The 16,412-nt window shown below is 43.2% G+C and carries 15 protein-coding genes; 8 read left to right on the top strand and 7 right to left on the bottom strand.

All coding sequences use genetic code 11. The annotated features are described in order from the left end of the window. The first annotated feature begins 60 nt into the window (after positions 1 to 60). From thiC to HWQ47_RS14435, 8 genes are all read left to right on the top strand, one after another. The gene (gene thiC, locus HWQ47_RS14470) at positions 61 to 2,019 is read left to right on the top strand and encodes a phosphomethylpyrimidine synthase ThiC (RefSeq protein ID WP_269966793.1); all 1,959 of its coding nucleotides are present in this window, start codon (positions 61 to 63) and stop codon (positions 2,017 to 2,019) included. Between the two features lie 9 nt (positions 2,020 to 2,028). Continuing rightward, positions 2,029 to 3,636: a thiamine phosphate synthase gene (gene thiE, locus HWQ47_RS14465; RefSeq protein ID WP_269971753.1), complete on the top strand. Its 1,608-nt coding sequence runs from the start codon at positions 2,029 to 2,031 to the stop codon at positions 3,634 to 3,636. After that, positions 3,623 to 4,426, top strand: coding sequence for a HesA/MoeB/ThiF family protein (locus HWQ47_RS14460; RefSeq protein WP_269966792.1), 804 nt, complete (start codon positions 3,623 to 3,625; stop codon positions 4,424 to 4,426). The genes thiE and HWQ47_RS14460 overlap by 14 nt, the downstream gene beginning before the upstream one ends. Further along, on the top strand, positions 4,413 to 4,664 hold the full coding sequence (gene thiS, locus HWQ47_RS14455; protein WP_269966791.1) for a sulfur carrier protein ThiS: 252 nt from the start codon (positions 4,413 to 4,415) through the stop codon (positions 4,662 to 4,664). The genes HWQ47_RS14460 and thiS overlap by 14 nt, the downstream gene beginning before the upstream one ends. A 1-nt stretch (position 4,665) precedes the next feature. Continuing rightward, positions 4,666 to 5,430, top strand: a complete 765-nt coding sequence (locus HWQ47_RS14450) for a thiazole synthase (RefSeq protein WP_269966790.1) — start codon at positions 4,666 to 4,668, stop codon at positions 5,428 to 5,430. Between the two features lie 39 nt (positions 5,431 to 5,469). Next, a complete protein-coding gene (thiH, locus tag HWQ47_RS14445; protein ID WP_269966789.1) occupies positions 5,470 to 6,579 on the top strand; it encodes a 2-iminoacetate synthase ThiH in 1,110 nt (369 codons plus the stop codon). 181 nt (positions 6,580 to 6,760) lie between these two features. Then, on the top strand, positions 6,761 to 7,036 hold the full coding sequence (locus HWQ47_RS14440; protein WP_269966788.1) for a chemotaxis protein: 276 nt from the start codon (positions 6,761 to 6,763) through the stop codon (positions 7,034 to 7,036). Positions 7,037 to 7,041: 5 nt separating this feature from the next. Beyond that, positions 7,042 to 8,292 carry a putative metalloprotease CJM1_0395 family protein gene (locus HWQ47_RS14435; protein WP_269966787.1) on the top strand — a complete coding sequence of 417 codons (1,251 nt, stop codon included), beginning with the start codon at positions 7,042 to 7,044 and terminating at the stop codon, positions 8,290 to 8,292. A 115-nt stretch (positions 8,293 to 8,407) separates the two neighbouring features. On the opposite strand, the gene HWQ47_RS14430 is transcribed toward HWQ47_RS14435, so the two are convergent. The 7 genes from HWQ47_RS14430 to cmoA form a co-directional block, all read right to left on the bottom strand. Continuing rightward, on the bottom strand, positions 8,408 to 9,523 hold the full coding sequence (locus HWQ47_RS14430; RefSeq protein WP_269966786.1) for a DUF3541 domain-containing protein: 1,116 nt from the start codon (positions 9,521 to 9,523) through the stop codon (positions 8,408 to 8,410). Next, positions 9,477 to 11,210, bottom strand: a complete 1,734-nt coding sequence (locus HWQ47_RS14425; RefSeq protein WP_269966785.1) for a hypothetical protein — start codon at positions 11,208 to 11,210, stop codon at positions 9,477 to 9,479. Before HWQ47_RS14425 ends, HWQ47_RS14430 begins: the two co-directional genes overlap by 47 nt. Next, positions 11,173 to 12,135 (bottom strand): alpha-L-glutamate ligase-like protein, encoded by a 963-nt coding sequence (locus HWQ47_RS14420; protein ID WP_269966784.1) that lies wholly within the window; start codon positions 12,133 to 12,135, stop codon positions 11,173 to 11,175. The genes HWQ47_RS14425 and HWQ47_RS14420 overlap by 38 nt, the downstream gene beginning before the upstream one ends. A gap of 2 nt (positions 12,136 to 12,137) precedes the next feature. Then, positions 12,138 to 13,643 carry an inactive transglutaminase family protein gene (locus tag HWQ47_RS14415; RefSeq protein ID WP_269966783.1) on the bottom strand — a complete coding sequence of 502 codons (1,506 nt, stop codon included), beginning with the start codon at positions 13,641 to 13,643 and terminating at the stop codon, positions 12,138 to 12,140. A gap of 10 nt (positions 13,644 to 13,653) precedes the next feature. Beyond that, positions 13,654 to 14,400, bottom strand: coding sequence for an ATP-dependent zinc protease family protein (locus tag HWQ47_RS14410; RefSeq protein ID WP_269966782.1), 747 nt, complete (start codon positions 14,398 to 14,400; stop codon positions 13,654 to 13,656). Between the two features lie 104 nt (positions 14,401 to 14,504). After that, positions 14,505 to 15,497 carry a tRNA 5-methoxyuridine(34)/uridine 5-oxyacetic acid(34) synthase CmoB gene (cmoB, locus tag HWQ47_RS14405; RefSeq protein WP_269966781.1) on the bottom strand — a complete coding sequence of 331 codons (993 nt, stop codon included), beginning with the start codon at positions 15,495 to 15,497 and terminating at the stop codon, positions 14,505 to 14,507. 91 nt (positions 15,498 to 15,588) lie between these two features. After that, positions 15,589 to 16,320, bottom strand: coding sequence for a carboxy-S-adenosyl-L-methionine synthase CmoA (gene cmoA, locus HWQ47_RS14400; RefSeq protein WP_269966780.1), 732 nt, complete (start codon positions 16,318 to 16,320; stop codon positions 15,589 to 15,591). Positions 16,321 to 16,412 lie beyond the last annotated feature (92 nt).

The following is a 16,412-nucleotide window of genomic DNA, read 5'->3' as shown; positions in this document are numbered from 1 at the left end:
TACCTGCTGTTCAACATCTCCAGACAAGCAACTTCATTTCTTTTTAAAGTGAGATTGCTTATGTCAAATCGTCGTGAAACCCGAGCTCAAGCTCAACAGTTTATTGATACGTTGAAACCTCTTCAACACCCTAATTCTGAAAAAATATACCTGAGCGGTAGTCGTGAAGACTTGCATGTTGGCATGCGTCAAATCTTACAGTCCGATACTATGGTCGGTGGCACCGAATCAGCTCCAATCCTTGAATCCAATGCCCCACTAAAAGTGTATGACTGTGCTGGTGCATACTCAGACCCTGATGCTGAAATCAATGTGCGTAAAGGCTTGGTTAAATTCAGGGAGAGCTGGATTGAGGAACGGGGTGACACTGAACAGCTGCAGAGTGTGAGTTCCGGTTTTACACAACAACGTCTGGCCGATGACGGGTTGGATCATCTTCGATTCGATTCTTTGCTTCCTCCAAGAAAAGCCCAAGCTGGCAAGTGTGTAACTCAACTTCACTACGCAAGAAAAGGCATCATTACCCCAGAGATGGAATACATCGCCATCCGCGAGAATATGGATCAAAGTGACATTACCGATGCGGTCTTGAGGCAAAAAGCCAAAGGAGAGAGTTTCGGAGCTTCCATAGAGCAAGTGATCACGCCAGAGTTTGTACGCCAAGAGATCGCCCGTGGTCGAGCCATTATTCCCTTGAATATTAACCATCCAGAAGCAGAGCCTATGATCATTGGCCGTAATTTTCTGGTGAAGGTGAATGCCAACATTGGTAACTCGGCTGTAACATCTTCGATTGAAGAGGAGGTTGAAAAGCTTGTTTGGTCAACGCGTTGGGGGGCTGATACTGTGATGGATCTCTCCACCGGACGTTATATTCACGAAACTCGAGAATGGATCATTCGTAACTCACCAGTGCCCATCGGAACAGTGCCTATCTATCAAGCTCTGGAGAAGGTCAATGGCGTGGCAGAGGATCTGACTTGGGAGGTTTTTAGAGATACCTTAGTTGAACAAGCAGAGCAAGGTGTGGATTATTTCACCATACATGCGGGAGTGCTGCTTCGCTATGTGCCAATGACGGCCAAGCGTGTTACGGGCATTGTGTCTCGTGGTGGCTCTATCATGGCTAAGTGGTGCTTGTCTCATCACACGGAGAACTTTCTCTATGAGCATTTCAGAGAGATCTGCGAACTGTGTGCTGCCTATGATGTGTCGCTTTCATTAGGGGATGGAATGCGCCCTGGTTCGATTGCAGATGCCAATGATGAGGCACAATTTTGTGAGCTAGAAACCTTAGGTGAGTTGGTAAAAATCGCTTGGGAGTACGATGTTCAAACCATTATCGAAGGCCCAGGTCACATTCCCATGAATCTTATCAAGGAGAACATGGATAAGCAGCTTGAGGTGTGTGATGAGGCACCATTTTATACTTTAGGCCCGCAAACTACGGATATTGCACCGGGCTACGATCATTTTACATCGGGGATCGGTGCGGCAATGATCGCTTGGTATGGTTGTGCCATGCTCTGTTACGTCACGCCAAAAGAGCATCTAGGTTTACCGAATAAACAAGATGTTAAACAGGGATTAATTACCTACAAGATAGCCGCTCACGCTGGTGATGTGGCTAAAGGACATCCAACGGCGCAGATCCGCGATAATGCCTTGTCTAAGGCGAGATTTGAGTTTCGCTGGGAAGACCAATATAACTTGGGACTTGACCCTGAAACGGCTCGCGCTTATCACGACGAGTCTTTGCCACAAGAATCGGCTAAAGTTGCTCATTTTTGCTCCATGTGTGGCCCTAAGTTCTGTTCCATGAAAATAAGCCAAGAGGTGCGTGAATACGCGGCGGCGCAAGAGATAAAATTGCAATCGAATGCCAGTTACCAAGCGAAAAATGCCACGGACATTCAGGCGGGAATGGATAAGATGTCGGCAGAATTTAACGCTAAAGGAGCAGAGCTTTATCATGAAGCAAGCGCTGGCAATGTTGATTTAGTCGACGCTGAGGTTTAAGCCATGCCAATGCTAAAACTAAAACCTTTAGCTGCTAAGCCTGTGGTGTGGACCATTGCAGGTTCAGATAGCGGCGGTGGAGCGGGTGTTCAGGCCGACTTACTGACGATACAAGATCTAGGCTGCCATCCCTGCAGTGTGCTGACGTGTTTAACGGCGCAATCTTCCGTGACTGTCAGTTTGGTTGAAGCCGTCTCTAAAGAGATGTTTAGCTCACAGCTCAATACTCTGTTGCAAGACTTGCCGCCAGCGGCGATCAAAATTGGACTTTTAGCCAACCAAAGTCAGATCTTTTTACTTGCTAACTGGCTTAGGGATGAATTAAGCAACTACCAGAAGCGTTGTGACGTGCAGGTTAATATCATTTTGGATCCCGTGATGTTTGCCACTTGTGGTGATGCGTTAAATCCTAGTTTAGATTTTTCACCATTTGACGGTTTGTTAACCTTAATTACGCCCAATATTGCAGAACTAGCGGCGCTGGTGGACAAGAGCGAGATGAACTCTTCCTCAGTTAATGGTAATAAATCAGCAACGGGGTTAGCCGATCAAGCCGCGTGTCTGCAAGCAGCGCAAAGCTTATCGAAACAGTTGAGCTGCAATGTGCTAGCCAAAGGAGGCGATCTTGGTCCAACTTGGCTTGCTGAATGTTCACAAGATATTTTTGTCTGTTGTGATGCAAAAGGGAGCTCATCATTTCATCAAGGGAGAAGCTTCCTGCTATCGGGTTCGCGTATTGAGAGTAAAAACACTCATGGCAGTGGCTGTACCTTAAGCTCTGCAATCGCAAGCGTTCTGGCTCAAGGTTATGTACTACATGATGCGGTAGTTGTGGCTAAAGCTTATGTGACTGCGGGAATCACCGTGAGCTATCAGGTTGGCAAGGGCGCTGGCCCGCTAGCACGAACGGGATGGCCATCGGATTTGAGCATTTATCCCAAGATCACCACATTGGATTCAGGTCCCTCATTACCAGATGGCGTTGAGTTTCTTTCCATAGATGAACGTTTGGGTCTGTATCCGGTGGTGGACACCGTCGCTTTATTGCACCGTTTACTTGGCGCAGGGGCTAAGACGATTCAACTGCGGATTAAGGAGGGCTCAGCACAATATATAGATCATCAGATAAATTTGGCTGTTCAGCTGGGTCGTGATTATAAAGCCAAATTGTTTATCAACGATCATTGGGAGTTTGCGCTTAAACATGGTGCTTATGGCACACACCTAGGGCAAGAGGATTTGTACTCGGCTGATCTTGTTAAAATAGCCAAAGCTGGTATGGCTTTGGGCGTGTCGAGCCACAGTTATTTTGAGTTGTTACTGGCTAATCAAATTACACCTTCTTATATCGCTTTAGGACATATTTTTCCCACAACGACTAAAGAGATGCCCTCTGCGCCGCAAGGTTTAGATAAGCTGAAGCATTATGTTGCATTGTTGGGTGAACATTATCCTTTAGTGGCCATTGGCGGAATCGATGCCTCTAAGCTTGCAGAGGTGAAGCAAACTCAAGTTCATGACGTTGCAGTCGTGAGAGCGGTGACTCAAGCTGAAGATCCAGCTAAAGCTTACCAAGTACTCTCTGAGTTATGGGAGGCATGTGATGCCACTCAGTGATGATGAGTTTATGCGCTACTCAAGACAGATCTTACTGCCTGAGGTCGGTGAACTTGGCCAATCAACACTAAAGAATGCCAAGGTGTTGATTGTTGGTGTTGGCGGCTTAGGGCAGTTAGCTGCACAATACTTGGCAGCAGCTGGAGTTGGGCATTTAACCTTAGTTGATGATGATCGTGTTGAAAGTTCTAATCTACCCAGACAACTGTTATTTGATGATAAGGATATAGGTGAGTATAAATCTACGCGTGCCCGTGACAAGTTGATACAGCGTTATCCTAATTGTGAGATCAATGGTATCACAAAGCGGCTATCACTCGATAATGCCAGCAGCACCGTTGAGTGGGCTGATATTGTGCTCGATTGCAGTGATAACTTAGAGACTCGTCACCGTGTTAATCAAACATGTGTCAGTTTACATATCCCATTGGTGACCGCATCGGTGGCGCACTTTTCGGGATACCTGTTTACAGTTGATCTGAAGCAAGCGCCCAATGCTGGTTGTTATACCTGTTTATTTCCACAAGACTCTCTCGTGACCACAAGTTGCAGCACTGCCGGTGTGTTAGGGCCTATGGTTGGGACTTTGGCGTCAATGCAAAGCTTAATGGCGATTAACCTTTTACTTGGTATCGGGAAAATGTTCGGCAAGTTGCTCAGATTTGATGGATTGAAATTTAAGTGGCGCGAAGCAAGCTTGAGTAGAAATCCTAAGTGCCCTGTGTGTGTAAGTGTTATTAAGCCGTTGCTTTTAGATACTCAAAAAGAGGCGTGTCATGCAGAGTATTAACAGGGGAGATGAGGTGATGGAAAATGGCGAGTTTATGATAGAACTTGTGATAAATGATGAGGTACTCGTTATCCCTAAGGGAATGAGTTTAGCGGGATTGATTACCCGACAGCAGCTTGAGCCTAAATCAGTGGCCGTGGTGTGTAATGGCGAGATAATCCCTAGAAGTCATTGGCAAGAAAAGGTTTGTGAAGTTGCAGATCAAATTGAGATCTTTTCAGTGGTAGCGGGAGGCTAGTATGCTAAAAATTGCGGATCATGAGTTCCAATCAAGATTATTTACTGGCACAGGTAAGTTCTCATCCTCTTACACTATGTTAGCGGCTATCAAAGCCACAGAGTCAGAACTAGTCACCATGGCGATGAAACGTCTAGACCTTAAAACCGGCCTCGATGATATTTTATCGCCTCTGTTACAAAGTGGTATCAAGCTGTTACCTAACACTGCTGGGGCAAGAAATGCAAAAGAGGCCATCTTTGTGGCTGAACTCGCTCGAGAAGTGTTAAACACCTCTTGGATAAAATTGGAGATACACCCAGATCCCAAGTATCTGATGCCCGATCCGATAGAGACGTTAGAAGCGGCTAGAATCCTTTGTGAAAAAGGCTACATCGTATTGCCTTATATCCATGCAGATCCGGTGCTTTGCCGCCGATTAGAAGAGGTTGGTTGTGCGGCTGTGATGCCTTTAGGCAGCCCGATAGGCTCCAATCAGGGACTGATCACAGAGCCATTTTTAAAGATCATTATCGAACAGGCTAATATTCCTGTGATCGTTGATGCGGGCATTGGGGCCCCATCGCAAGCGTTAAGGGCCATGGAGCTTGGTGCTGATGCTGTGTTAGTTAACACGGCGATCGCAAGTAGTTTACACCCTATCGCCATGGGACGATGCTTCGCTCAAGCTGTACAAACCGGTAGGGATGCTTACCTTGCTGGTTTGGGCCAAATGAGTCAGCAAGCGAGTAATACCAGCCCATTGACGGGATTTTTAAATGATTAGTGTAAGCCGGTGTTATTTGGACGAAGTGGAGGGGAGAAAATGAGTTTTCTCTCATACTTACAAGAACTCTCTCGGGAAAAGTTGAGCTTAACGCTTTATTCATGCACACATAAAGATGTAGAAAAGGCATTGCTGAACCCTCAAGGTTCTCTAGATAGTTTATTGGCTCTTTTGTCTCCGGCGGCTGAGCCCTACCTTGAGCAGATGGCTCAATCCTCGGCTTTACTCACTCGACAACGATTCGGGGCCAATATAGGCATGTATCTGCCACTGTATCTATCGAACCTATGTGCTAATGAATGCGATTACTGTGGATTTAGCATGAGTAATCGTATTAAGCGAAAAACCCTAAGTTTGGATGAGATAAACGCTGAGGTGGCGGTGATTAAGTCGATGAACTATGACTCCATTTTATTGGTCTCTGGTGAACACGAAACCAAAGTCGGCATCGATTATTTCAGCTCAGTTTTGCCCAGTGTTAAAGCCAGCTTTAGTTATGTGGCGATGGAGGTTCAGCCGCTTAAAGAGACAGAATATTCGCAACTAGTAAAACTTGGGCTTGATGCTGTAATGATCTATCAAGAGACTTATAACCCACAAACTTATGCTAAACACCACACTCGGGGCAATAAAAAAGACTTTGAATATAGACTCGAAACTCCGGAGCGAGTTGCAAGGGCTGGGGTTGATAAAATTGGGTTGGGAGTCCTGCTTGGCTTAGATGATTGGCGTTTAGATGCTTTGCTGCTGGGTCATCATCTCGCATACTTAGAATCACAGTTTTGGCGAACGCGTTACAGTGTCTCTCTGCCCAGATTGCGACCATGTACCGGTGGCATAGTCCCCAAAGTTGAGTTAACTGATAAAGGCTTAGTGCAACTCATCTGCGCTTTTCGTCTGTTTAATCATCAGCTTGAAATTAGTCTGTCGACCCGCGAATCCGCTGAATTGCGCGATAACTTGTTTGGACTTGGGGTGACTCAGGTGAGCGCAGGAAGTTCAACCCAACCTGGTGGTTATTTGGAACCCGATACTCAATTAGATCAGTTTGAGATTAGTGATGAACGAGCGCCTAATGAGGTATGCGCTGCGATGAAAGTGAGAGGTTTTAATCCCGTTTGGAAAGATTGGGAATCAGCTTGGGTGTAATTCTGAGAGTTTAACGCTTATACGGTGCGTGAATATAGATCTGAATGAAGATAAAACACTGCCGTAAGCTGTACTTTTGAGCTAAAGTGGTCAATAATTAACCTTGAAACCGCAGTGTTTCCAAGCTTACTGTTAGCGCTGATATTTAGTTTTTATTTGAAGCTTATTTGGAGCCAATGTTATGCAAATACCACCCAGTTATTCATCCGGACAAGCCGGTTTGCAGAGTGCCCAGTCTGGCTTAACACAAGCCACTGTTGATGTAGCCTCTCCCACTCCAGCGCCAAGCCAATCTAGTCAAAGTGCTGAGTCTGGTGAAGCAAGACCGATTGAGAATGTTGATAAAACAGAAGCGTTAATTTCAGCAGTTGAAGCACAGAATCAAGGCGAAGCGTCTGCAGAAGTGTTAGAAACCTCATCAGAGACTGTAGGTACTATTATCAACATTGAGGTCTAGTCTCAATGTTAGGCGCTAATTTGTCGACAGGCCTAGCGGGGGGAAGGGAGCGCCTTTCACCCACAAATCGAACGTCTTCAATTCTATCACCTTCTACTTCACCAGTCGTTTCAGTGTCATCGACACCCGCACTGGTGCAAACAAAATCAGTATCTCTTCATGTTGATGCGGTAAATATACCGAGCGTTCAAACTCACTTAACACCTGATGTAGGCTCGGAGTTTTCGGCTGTAGAAGCATCAGTTACGCCTAATGTAAATTTTAGCTTAACTCAAGGTGCACTTTCTATTACCGGTTTAGTTAATTCAACTAATCGAGTCATGCAGCCTGACAGTGAAACGACAGTTGCCGCAAATGAAGCCTTAGTTGGTTCATTGAATCAAGCTAACGCGAACCCCTTCGATAATGCTAGCGTTGTTCCCCATGATGTTCAGCCTAATTTTTCTGCTATTGAACATTCATCAGCAGTAACAGAGCAAAATCCTCCTTCATCAGACGAGGGCGATAAAGTCGTTGGTGACACTAATCCTATTTTTACTTCCTATTCGGGTAGATCTGACAACAGTGACTCAACAAGTGATAAAGCTGATAGTGCAGATAAAGCGAAAGCGATCGCTGTTGAACAGCAAGTGCTTGAACAGCTTGCCAAAAGAGATGCTGAAGTGCGATCTCATGAACAGGCTCACGCAAACGTTGGAGGTAGCTTTGCGCAGAGTCCTCAACTGAGTTACGAGCAAGGAAGCGATGGACGCCGATATGCCGTTGACGGTGAGGTGTCAATCGATATCTCTGCGGTATCGGGGAACCCATTAGCAACAGTCAATAAAATGAGACAAGTTTATGCGGCGGCGATGGCACCATCGGATCCATCAATGGCGGATATTCGGGTGGCCGCTGAAGCGATTCGAATACTCAATATGGCTAAGGCTGACTTAGCAGATCAAAGACTGCAAAATGCACCATCAGTGGAAGAGATGGCACCTTTACTTGGTGCTGAGTCGGCTATTGAAGGTATTCCTATTTTTGAACCTATTAACACAAGTATAGGGACTGAGGTGAGTGAGGATGGGGATATCACCGTATCGAAAACAGAAGAAGAGAACCCTGTAGCTGACACTATTGATAAAATTAACAGTCAGTTGGCATCACAGGCTCGCACTCTGGAATTAGCCTCCACAAGCTATTTAAATGACATTGTATCAGATAGATATCTACCTGCTTCTAAAGCGACAAGCTCGTTTAGCTTCTCAGTTTAACCCTCCTATAATAAGAAAACCTTACCACTGAATCCAGCATTTCCAAGTTGCATTGAAATTGATGAATTAGAAAGGAATTGATTAGTCCAAAGAGATTCAGACTAACCAGATTGAATTAGCTTTTGATATCAAGAGTTTTGATATCAATCAACTTAGGTAAGTATTTCTTTGTAGCGTTAATTTTATGGAAGTAAGGACCTTGATGTAACTGTTTTGGCCAGTCAAGTAGCATCATAGCCAATACATTTCTATGCTCGCCCATCGCCATATCAGGATTACCCATTGGAGAGAGAATAAACTGCTCTTGAGGATCGTAGGCGTCTACAATATGAGCCTGTGTGAGCGCCACTATTTTATTGTCTGACTTGCCAGCTAGATGAAAGCTTATTCCTACTTCAGCAATAATATCATCGGTGGCCTCTTTTAATATGCGATCTATGTTGTTTTCGAAATAGGTTAATATCCAAGCAAACTCTTTCGCGTCCACTTCATGTTGATAATATTCACTGGCAGCAAAGATAAAATGTGTCATGCCATAGAGCTTATTTCTAAACTGCTTTTTAGTGAGTTTACTGTCTTTATCGTTTGGGTATACTTCGATAAACGATTGTTTGTATGATGCTAAATAATCACCAACGCCAAGTTGCTTGGCCCAGTAGACATAGTTAATGAGTTGGGCTGCCCATGATTTTATCATCGCCTTATCTGTTAATCCCGCTTCTAAATTAGCCTGTTTTAACGTACTGATAAGTTTGTCATTACAGGGGCCCGTTAAGCTAAATTCATTGATACGGCTGGAGAAACGAAGTAAGACATCGGTGTAGAATAGAAACTCAGGAAACGGTTTTAGGGCCTTTTTACGGGCATTGGCTCTCGGGCCTTTACCGAGTATCGAAATCGCTTTTTTTGCTTCGGAGTCAATAAAACCCGGTATATCGAGCTGACATGCATAAAAGGCTTGAGAATCAGTGACTGCATAGAGATCGACTAATGCCGCATTAGCGTATTTATCATCTCCTGTCATCCTATATTGTCTAATACCATAATGCCCTTGAACTCTTGGGGGCAATTGAAATAGATGATCTTCTAAATTGCTTTTTATCCCATCATAGACCTGTTGATGAGTCAGTGGGGCAAAGCTTACATCGTCATTTTCAGCAGCTGTCGTTGCATGCGAGGTAAAACTAAAGAGTGCAAGAGAGACTAAGCTTGTCTTCAACATTGGATGCATCTTGTATCCTTTTAATAAGTGAAACAGGGTCGATGGACTGGTTCAATAGGGTGGTTAATTTGTTTTTAAGGCTAAGTGAATCTTCATTAATCAACAAAAGTTCAAATACTCTTTGCTGATATAGGCAACCACGCGTACTTTGATAAATAAAGTGAGCCAGTGCTTCTTGCCAAATCTCTTGGTAATAAAGTGGCCCAAGATCTGTAATCGCGAGAAAGCTGTAAGCGTGATTTTCGGGCTGGTTCCATGATTGTCCGAAGGATTTACTGAATTCTAACGTGAGATCATCATACATTTTAGATTGGTCATTACGATAGAAGTCCAGTGCAACTTTAGCGCGGAACACTTTCAGTTGGGTTGAGTACTTGGCAATTTTATCTTCTCTACTTCCCACTAATTTAGGTTCTAATACACTGTCCGATAGAAAAAGTTCCAACCAGTATTGCCCCAAACGTGAGGTGTCTGACGTTTCACCTAAGGTATTGATTAAATAGTAATGACTAGTGGCAGATAGTTGTGATAAAGCAATCGACATCGCCGTTACTAAAGCATGTTTATCCCAGTAACTAGCTAGCATAGCTTTAGTGTTTATCTGAACTTGTCCAAACTGAACTCCTTGTACTGGCGCTCTTAATCTTTGGGCTCGAGTACGTTTCCCTGTATTGAAATACAGATCACCTAGAAGCCTACCGTTATACCAGACTCTATGGGTATGCTCGGTGACGGTTTCAAATGTGAAACCCAACTCATTAGCTCTGGTGTAGATACGCTGAATAAAAACGCTAGATGTAGTTTGTACCACAGGGCTTTTAATGGAATCTGCGAGTTCTCTTCCTACTTCCCAAGGTGGCGTATTTATCGCTTTTGTTGCTGCGTTCAGAAATAATGCGACTAATTTCGCAGAGGAAAGAAATTGGTTCGATAATGTAAAATCACTGTGATCTGCAAAGCCCGCCTGAAGCGCATTCTCTTGCTTGATCTGGGCTATTAGCATGAGAGCTTGGGCATTTTTTTCTTTAGCCCGTCCCTGATATGCTTGCCAAACTAACTGTTGGCAATGAGTATTTTCTTGTCTTATTAAATAAGAGGCAATAGATAGGTGAAAATTAGTATTTCTATTGCTTTCTTGATTTATTTTGTTAGGTAAAACGCAATCAGTACCGTCAAATTTAAGGGTTAAATTTTGGCTTCTCAATCCCTGTTTGATATTTGCTTGCGCGGTATAGAGTTGTGATTTTACCTTTTGGTTTGTTTTATCTTTTATTAATGTGCTTATTCTTATGCTTAACTGTTGTAACTCTGCTTTTTCGCTTTGTTTAAGCGCGAGTACCAATTTCTGAATCATCGAGGAATTGAGGGTTTCATTCATCATATCAGAGAGGTGGAGCTGGCATTGCAGTATGCCTTCTCTGTGTAGTGGGGCTACAGGGAAACTTCTATAGTATTGTAAGCGATCTTTAATATTAAATAAGCCGAGTAACGCTTCTTCTGTTTGGTAGGTCTTAATTAATGTGTTAGATCGATTATTAATTTCGTCATAACCTAAGCTCCATTGAGTGGCGGGTGAGGCCAATTTTAAGCATTGATCTATGAGTATAGGAATAGGGGAAGCGGCGGCCTGAGCCGCCGTACTGATGCTAATAAGAAGACTAGAGCTTAGCGCTATAGCTAAAATGCTTTTTAGCATATTCAACACGTTCACCCACGGTCATATTGTGATTGCCTAATGAATCGACATGATTTAAATAGGGTAAAATACCACGGCCATTGGCTATTTGAATGGCTAAGCCCGGTCTTGCATTGAGCTCGAGTAACAAAGGGCCTTTGATTTTATCTAGCACCATATCTGTGCCGAGATAACCCATCTCAGTCATCTCATAGGCTTTAGATGCGGTATTAAGTAGAAAATCCCATTGTGGTACTTGAATATCGATGAGTTTCTTATTGGTATCAGGGTGCAACTCAATGGGCCTATCAAACTGTACCGCATGTAAGCCTTTACCTGTACCAATGTCTACGCCAACCCCTACCGCGCCTTGGTGTAAGTTAGCTTTGCCGTCTGAAGCTGCTGTTGATAGCCGCAACATTCCCATGACTGGAAAGCCCTTGTAGACGATTAATCTTATGTCAGGTACTCCCTCATAAGAGTAACCATCAAATACAGGGTCAAACTGAATAAGTCCTTCTACGATGGCAACATCAGGTGCGCCACCTAATGAGAAGAGCCCACTTAATACGTTTGAGACATGACGATAGATTTCACTGTGGTTAACCTCTTGCCCATTGGGTTTGTAGTAACGTCCGGCTTCGACCTTAGTGATCACTAAAATCCCTTTACCGCCCGATCCTTTAGAGGGTTTTATGACGAAGCCATCTTTATCATTAACCATGGCAGGAATTGTTTCAATCTCATGCTGTTCGCGAACCACGCCAATTAAAGACGGTACTGCGATATTGTTGGCAAGAGCAAGTTGTTTTGTGGTGAGTTTATCATCCACGCGCTTATAAAATTTGCGAGGATTATAACGGCCAATATAGTCAATATTGCGCTTATTCATCCCCAGCACACCACTCTTATGCAGTGCTGAAGGCCAAGCGAATTCAAATCTCATGACTATTCTCCAGCCAAAGGCTTAAAGCGTCTTAGTTCAAACAAACGGTAACCTGTGTATTGTCCCATTAATAATACTAGAGCCAGTATCACTAGATGAATACCTAGGAAGTTAAATACCCAGTGCTGAGCCCAACTTGCGCTCATGGCTAAGTAAGCTAATGTCGCAACAAACAGACTGCCTCCACCTTGTATTACGACCTCTTTAGGGCCTTCCTCTTCCCATAAAATAGACATTCTTTCAATGGTCCATGCCAAAATAATCATAGGGAAGAAGGTGATGGTTAATCCTTCACTTAGTCCAAATTTATAGGAGAGAAGAGTGAATACTCCAATGATGCCTATTACGACGATGATCACCGCCGATATTCGTGAGATCAAGAGTAAGTTCAATTGTGATAGATAGGAGCGGATCATCAAGCCACAAGCGACGATGAGAATAAACCCAATTAAACCCGTAAGCAGAGTAGTCTGAATAAAGGCTAGTGCAATTAGCACCGGCATAAAAGTACCAGAGGTTTTAAGTCCTACAATTACGCGAAGGAAAACAACCATCAATACGCCAACAGGAATTAACAGAATTCCTTTAAATAGACTCTGTTCTTCCAATGGTAGTTGGTATAACGAGAAGTCCAAGGCGCCTTGATTTCTCATTAGATCCAAAGAGGTCGCGAGTGCTGAACGGGTGTCTTGTAACATTGAAAAGTTAACTTGAGAGTTAACGCCACCCGTGACATCTAGCGTTGATGTACCTGAACGATCCCAAAGCAATACGTCATCACTACGTCCTTGAGTTCCATCAGCGGGGTTAAATAACACCCATTTACCGTCGTTATATACTTCAACAAAACTGGTTAATTGTTGTCTACGACGCTGATCTTCAAGAAATAAACCGCTAACTTCTTTTGCTGGAACGCCTTTATTATGCAACATGTGCAGGAAAAGTTGAATCGGAGTATTGTTGCTAAGCAATAGTTCGACATTCTGACTTCTATCGGAGGCGTTTAATGCTTTATTGAGCTGCTGAGCAAACGTAATATTGGTGGCACTTTTAGCCCAAACTTTGTCAATAATCTGCTCCGCGGCCTCTTTTTCGGTTGCGGGCCAAATATAGATTTGCGGGGTTGCAGGTACTCCTGATGCAATGACCTCTGTCGTTCCCGTTGGGATTAACGTTACTTTATAGTAGAGGTTTTGGAGTCCTTTAGCAGATCGCACAGACCATAAGGCACGACGACCCTGTTTATCTTGGCTGATTGTTAATCCATAACCTGGTGATGAGGCATTTTCGACTAAGACCTCAAAAGCGGGATCATTAGGCAATGAGAATGAGACCTCTGCTGGGCCTCCAGTTCCTTGAAAACTGACTTTTGCGTCGACAGCCCAACTTTGAACTTGCTTACCGGGCAAAAAAGGAACCTTGTGTTCGACGCCGCGAAAGACACTTGTGGCGATACCAGCTATAAATAACAGAGCAACCAGTATGTAAAATGGTTTTTTAGAGTGCATTTAAAAATTCCTATTTTTCAGTATCACGGGAAAGCTTCTGTTTGCCATGGATATACGTTTGTCCAACGTCTACCACTGCAATGTCTAACATAAACTTTCGGCCGAGTAAAAGAGGGAAGTCTAAGTGACTGCGATCGACCAAGTTGAGATCCGTTTCCGCTGAGTATTGACCTATTTTCAAGTGTGCTTGGATAACGGGTCTACGGTCGCTTTTTTCATCTGATTCTTGTTTAATTCGTACGAAACGCTCCACTTTAGATTCGAAAGTTTGCGCTGGGGCTTTATTGCCTAAAGTAAACACATCGAATCTCACCCATTGCTTGCCATCACGTTCAAACAAAATAATATTATGGGCATCTAATGATGATGATTCTGCACCAGTATCAATACGCGTATTGAAACTGGCATTGAGCTCTTCAACATAGACATTTTCAACCGCTCCAAGAATGAACTTTCCTGCAAGAGGTGAAGGAGGGCAATCTTCTGCAATTGAAATGATTTTCTCTTTCGGTGCTTGTTCTAATGTTGAAATCTTTTGGGTTAAAGAGTCTATGTGTGACGACAACTCTGATATTGCAAGTGATTGAGTTTTTTTATTTTCGTCCATGATCTTAATCAAATCTGCTTGCTGTCGCGCTAGACTGGAGTCTAGAACCGAGACGTCGACCGCTTTCGGTAAGTTTACGTTTTCTTGAGATGTCATTGCACAGCCAGCTAAGCCAGCCGCTATCGCAATACAGATTATCTGTTTAAACATAGTGCTTCCCATTTACTAATGTATTTGTTTTTCAAAGTTTGAGGTCATCTCTACTAAGGCTAGCTATTTCCAGTTTTGTGGAGATTGTTAGCGCAAGTTGATCATCACATCAGATCTTTATTGGGTTGGTTTTTCGTCGCAATAAACGTTGCACGTTTAGGTGCAGGGTAACCCTCCACGGTTAGATCAATATTGGCTGGATCTAAGTAGTCGACGAGTGATTCATTTGGCATCCAATCAGTTCTTCTTTGTTCTGCCAGTGATGTAATATCAATATCGACACACCTAATATCAACAAAACCAGCCTTTTTTAGCCAAAGTGCTAATGTCGCAACAGAGGGAAGAAACCATACATTATTCATCTTGCCATATCTATCTTCTGGCATTAAAACTGTATTTTCATCACCATCAATAACCAATGTTTCTAATACTAATTCACCACCTGTTCTCAATTGCTCCCTAAGTTGCAACAAATGATCAATGGGTGATTGTCTGTGGTATAGCACACCCATGGAAAACACAGTGTCGAACGCATCAAGTGGCGGCAATTTTTCAATGCCTAAAGGTAATAGATGCACAGGCAGGTCTTCCCCCGCTAAACGTTTAATCGCTTCAAATTGGCAGAGGAAAAGCGTTGAAGGATCGATACCAACAACATGGTTAGCACCTTCACCTAACATGCGCCACATGTGATAACCACTGCCACAACCTACATCTAAGACTGTGCGATTATTCAATGGTGACAAGTGAGGTCGGATACGTTCCCATTTCCAGTCAGAACGCCATTCAGTATCGATGTTGATTCCATGAACTGAGAAGGGACCTTTTCGCCAAGGAGTAAAAATTCGCAGCAAGTTTTCCAATTTTTGTTGTTCACCAGATGACAATTGGTTGCCACTTCCTATGGTGACAGAATGCTTAAGATCTAAGGTGTCAGGTGTTGGATAGTGTAATTTGTTAAGTACTTTTTCCCATTTAGGTAAGGTGCCGTGTTTATGTTCACGTTGCCACTGACCTAAAATAGCCGGTAATGTTTCCAACCAATGTTGAAGGCTTGAGTCTGCAATTTTTTTGTAGAATGAACTAAAACTGATCACTTGAGTGCCGCCTTAGATGGTGTAAGAAATGAATTATAGCTTCGAAGCAAGCCTATGAAGGTGTCTATTTCAACTAATCGAATGAAAAATATCACTTAATCACTACCATAGAGGCAAAGTTGAAACATTGAAACCATACGTTAAAATGTTTAAAACCTTGTTCTTTTAACCTTATTTCATGTTGGTTTAAGGTATCGGGTTTCATTACATGTTCTAGTGAACTTCGTTTTTGGCTTATTTCTAATTCACTGTAACCATTAGCTCTTTTAAAGTCGAGATGAAGATCATCAAGCAAACTTTGAACTGAGTCGTCTTCAAAATTCAATTTTTCTGATAGCACTAAAATGCCACCAGGTTTAAGACCTTTATAGATATTGCTTAGCAGTAACTCTCGGTCTTTTGGGGCCAAAAACTGCATCGTAAAATTAAGCACGACCATGGAGGCATTTTCAATTTTAATGTCGCGTATATCACCACAAACAAGATCCACAGGAGTATCACTGACAAAAGCCCCTAATTTTTCTTGGCAACGTTCAATCATCGATGGACTATTGTCTACGGCAATGATGGTGCAATTTCGTGAGCCAATACTGCGACGAATACTTAACGTTGCGGCGCCAAGGGAGCAACCTAGATCATAAATATGGCTGTCTTGAGTGACGTATTTATGGGCAAGATCGCCGAGCGTTTTTATGATCTGTCCATAACCAGGAACAGAACGTGTGATCATGTCATTAAACACGACTGCAACTTTTTCATCGAACTGAAAGTCGCTAATGTTTTCACATGCTTGAGCGTAGATAGTATCTTGAGAAGTGTTCATTGGTTTTTAATGTATAAATTCAACATGTCATTCTAACGAATCATGACTGTTTGCAGCAAGTCTAGGACTGGATATTTATGATAAAATTTTGT

The organism is Shewanella sp. MTB7 (assembly GCF_027571385.1).
Lineage (GTDB): Bacteria > Pseudomonadota > Gammaproteobacteria > Enterobacterales > Shewanellaceae > Shewanella.
Note: the sequence above shows the minus strand (reverse complement) of the source record. Positions and strands in the feature narration are given on the sequence as shown.

What these genes read in the sequence shown, in the direction of transcription:
- thiC (WP_269966793.1), top strand. Translation starts at nt 61, where the DNA reads ATGTCAAATCGTCGTGAAACCCGAGCTCAAGCTCAACAGTTTATTGAT.
- HWQ47_RS14460 (WP_269966792.1), top strand. Translation starts at nt 3,623, where the DNA reads ATGCCACTCAGTGATGATGAGTTTATGCGCTACTCAAGACAGATCTTA.
- thiE (WP_269971753.1), top strand. Translation starts at nt 2,029, where the DNA reads ATGCTAAAACTAAAACCTTTAGCTGCTAAGCCTGTGGTGTGGACCATT.
- thiH (WP_269966789.1), top strand. Translation starts at nt 5,470, where the DNA reads ATGAGTTTTCTCTCATACTTACAAGAACTCTCTCGGGAAAAGTTGAGC.
- HWQ47_RS14430 (WP_269966786.1), bottom strand. Translation starts at nt 9,523, where the DNA reads ATGCATCCAATGTTGAAGACAAGCTTAGTCTCTCTTGCACTCTTTAGT.
- HWQ47_RS14440 (WP_269966788.1), top strand. Translation starts at nt 6,761, where the DNA reads ATGCAAATACCACCCAGTTATTCATCCGGACAAGCCGGTTTGCAGAGT.
- HWQ47_RS14425 (WP_269966785.1), bottom strand. Translation starts at nt 11,210, where the DNA reads ATGCTAAAAAGCATTTTAGCTATAGCGCTAAGCTCTAGTCTTCTTATT.
- HWQ47_RS14410 (WP_269966782.1), bottom strand. Translation starts at nt 14,400, where the DNA reads ATGTTTAAACAGATAATCTGTATTGCGATAGCGGCTGGCTTAGCTGGC.
- HWQ47_RS14415 (WP_269966783.1), bottom strand. Translation starts at nt 13,643, where the DNA reads ATGCACTCTAAAAAACCATTTTACATACTGGTTGCTCTGTTATTTATA.
- HWQ47_RS14420 (WP_269966784.1), bottom strand. Translation starts at nt 12,135, where the DNA reads ATGAGATTTGAATTCGCTTGGCCTTCAGCACTGCATAAGAGTGGTGTG.
- HWQ47_RS14450 (WP_269966790.1), top strand. Translation starts at nt 4,666, where the DNA reads ATGCTAAAAATTGCGGATCATGAGTTCCAATCAAGATTATTTACTGGC.
- HWQ47_RS14435 (WP_269966787.1), top strand. Translation starts at nt 7,042, where the DNA reads ATGTTAGGCGCTAATTTGTCGACAGGCCTAGCGGGGGGAAGGGAGCGC.
- thiS (WP_269966791.1), top strand. Translation starts at nt 4,413, where the DNA reads ATGCAGAGTATTAACAGGGGAGATGAGGTGATGGAAAATGGCGAGTTT.
- cmoA (WP_269966780.1), bottom strand. Translation starts at nt 16,320, where the DNA reads ATGAACACTTCTCAAGATACTATCTACGCTCAAGCATGTGAAAACATT.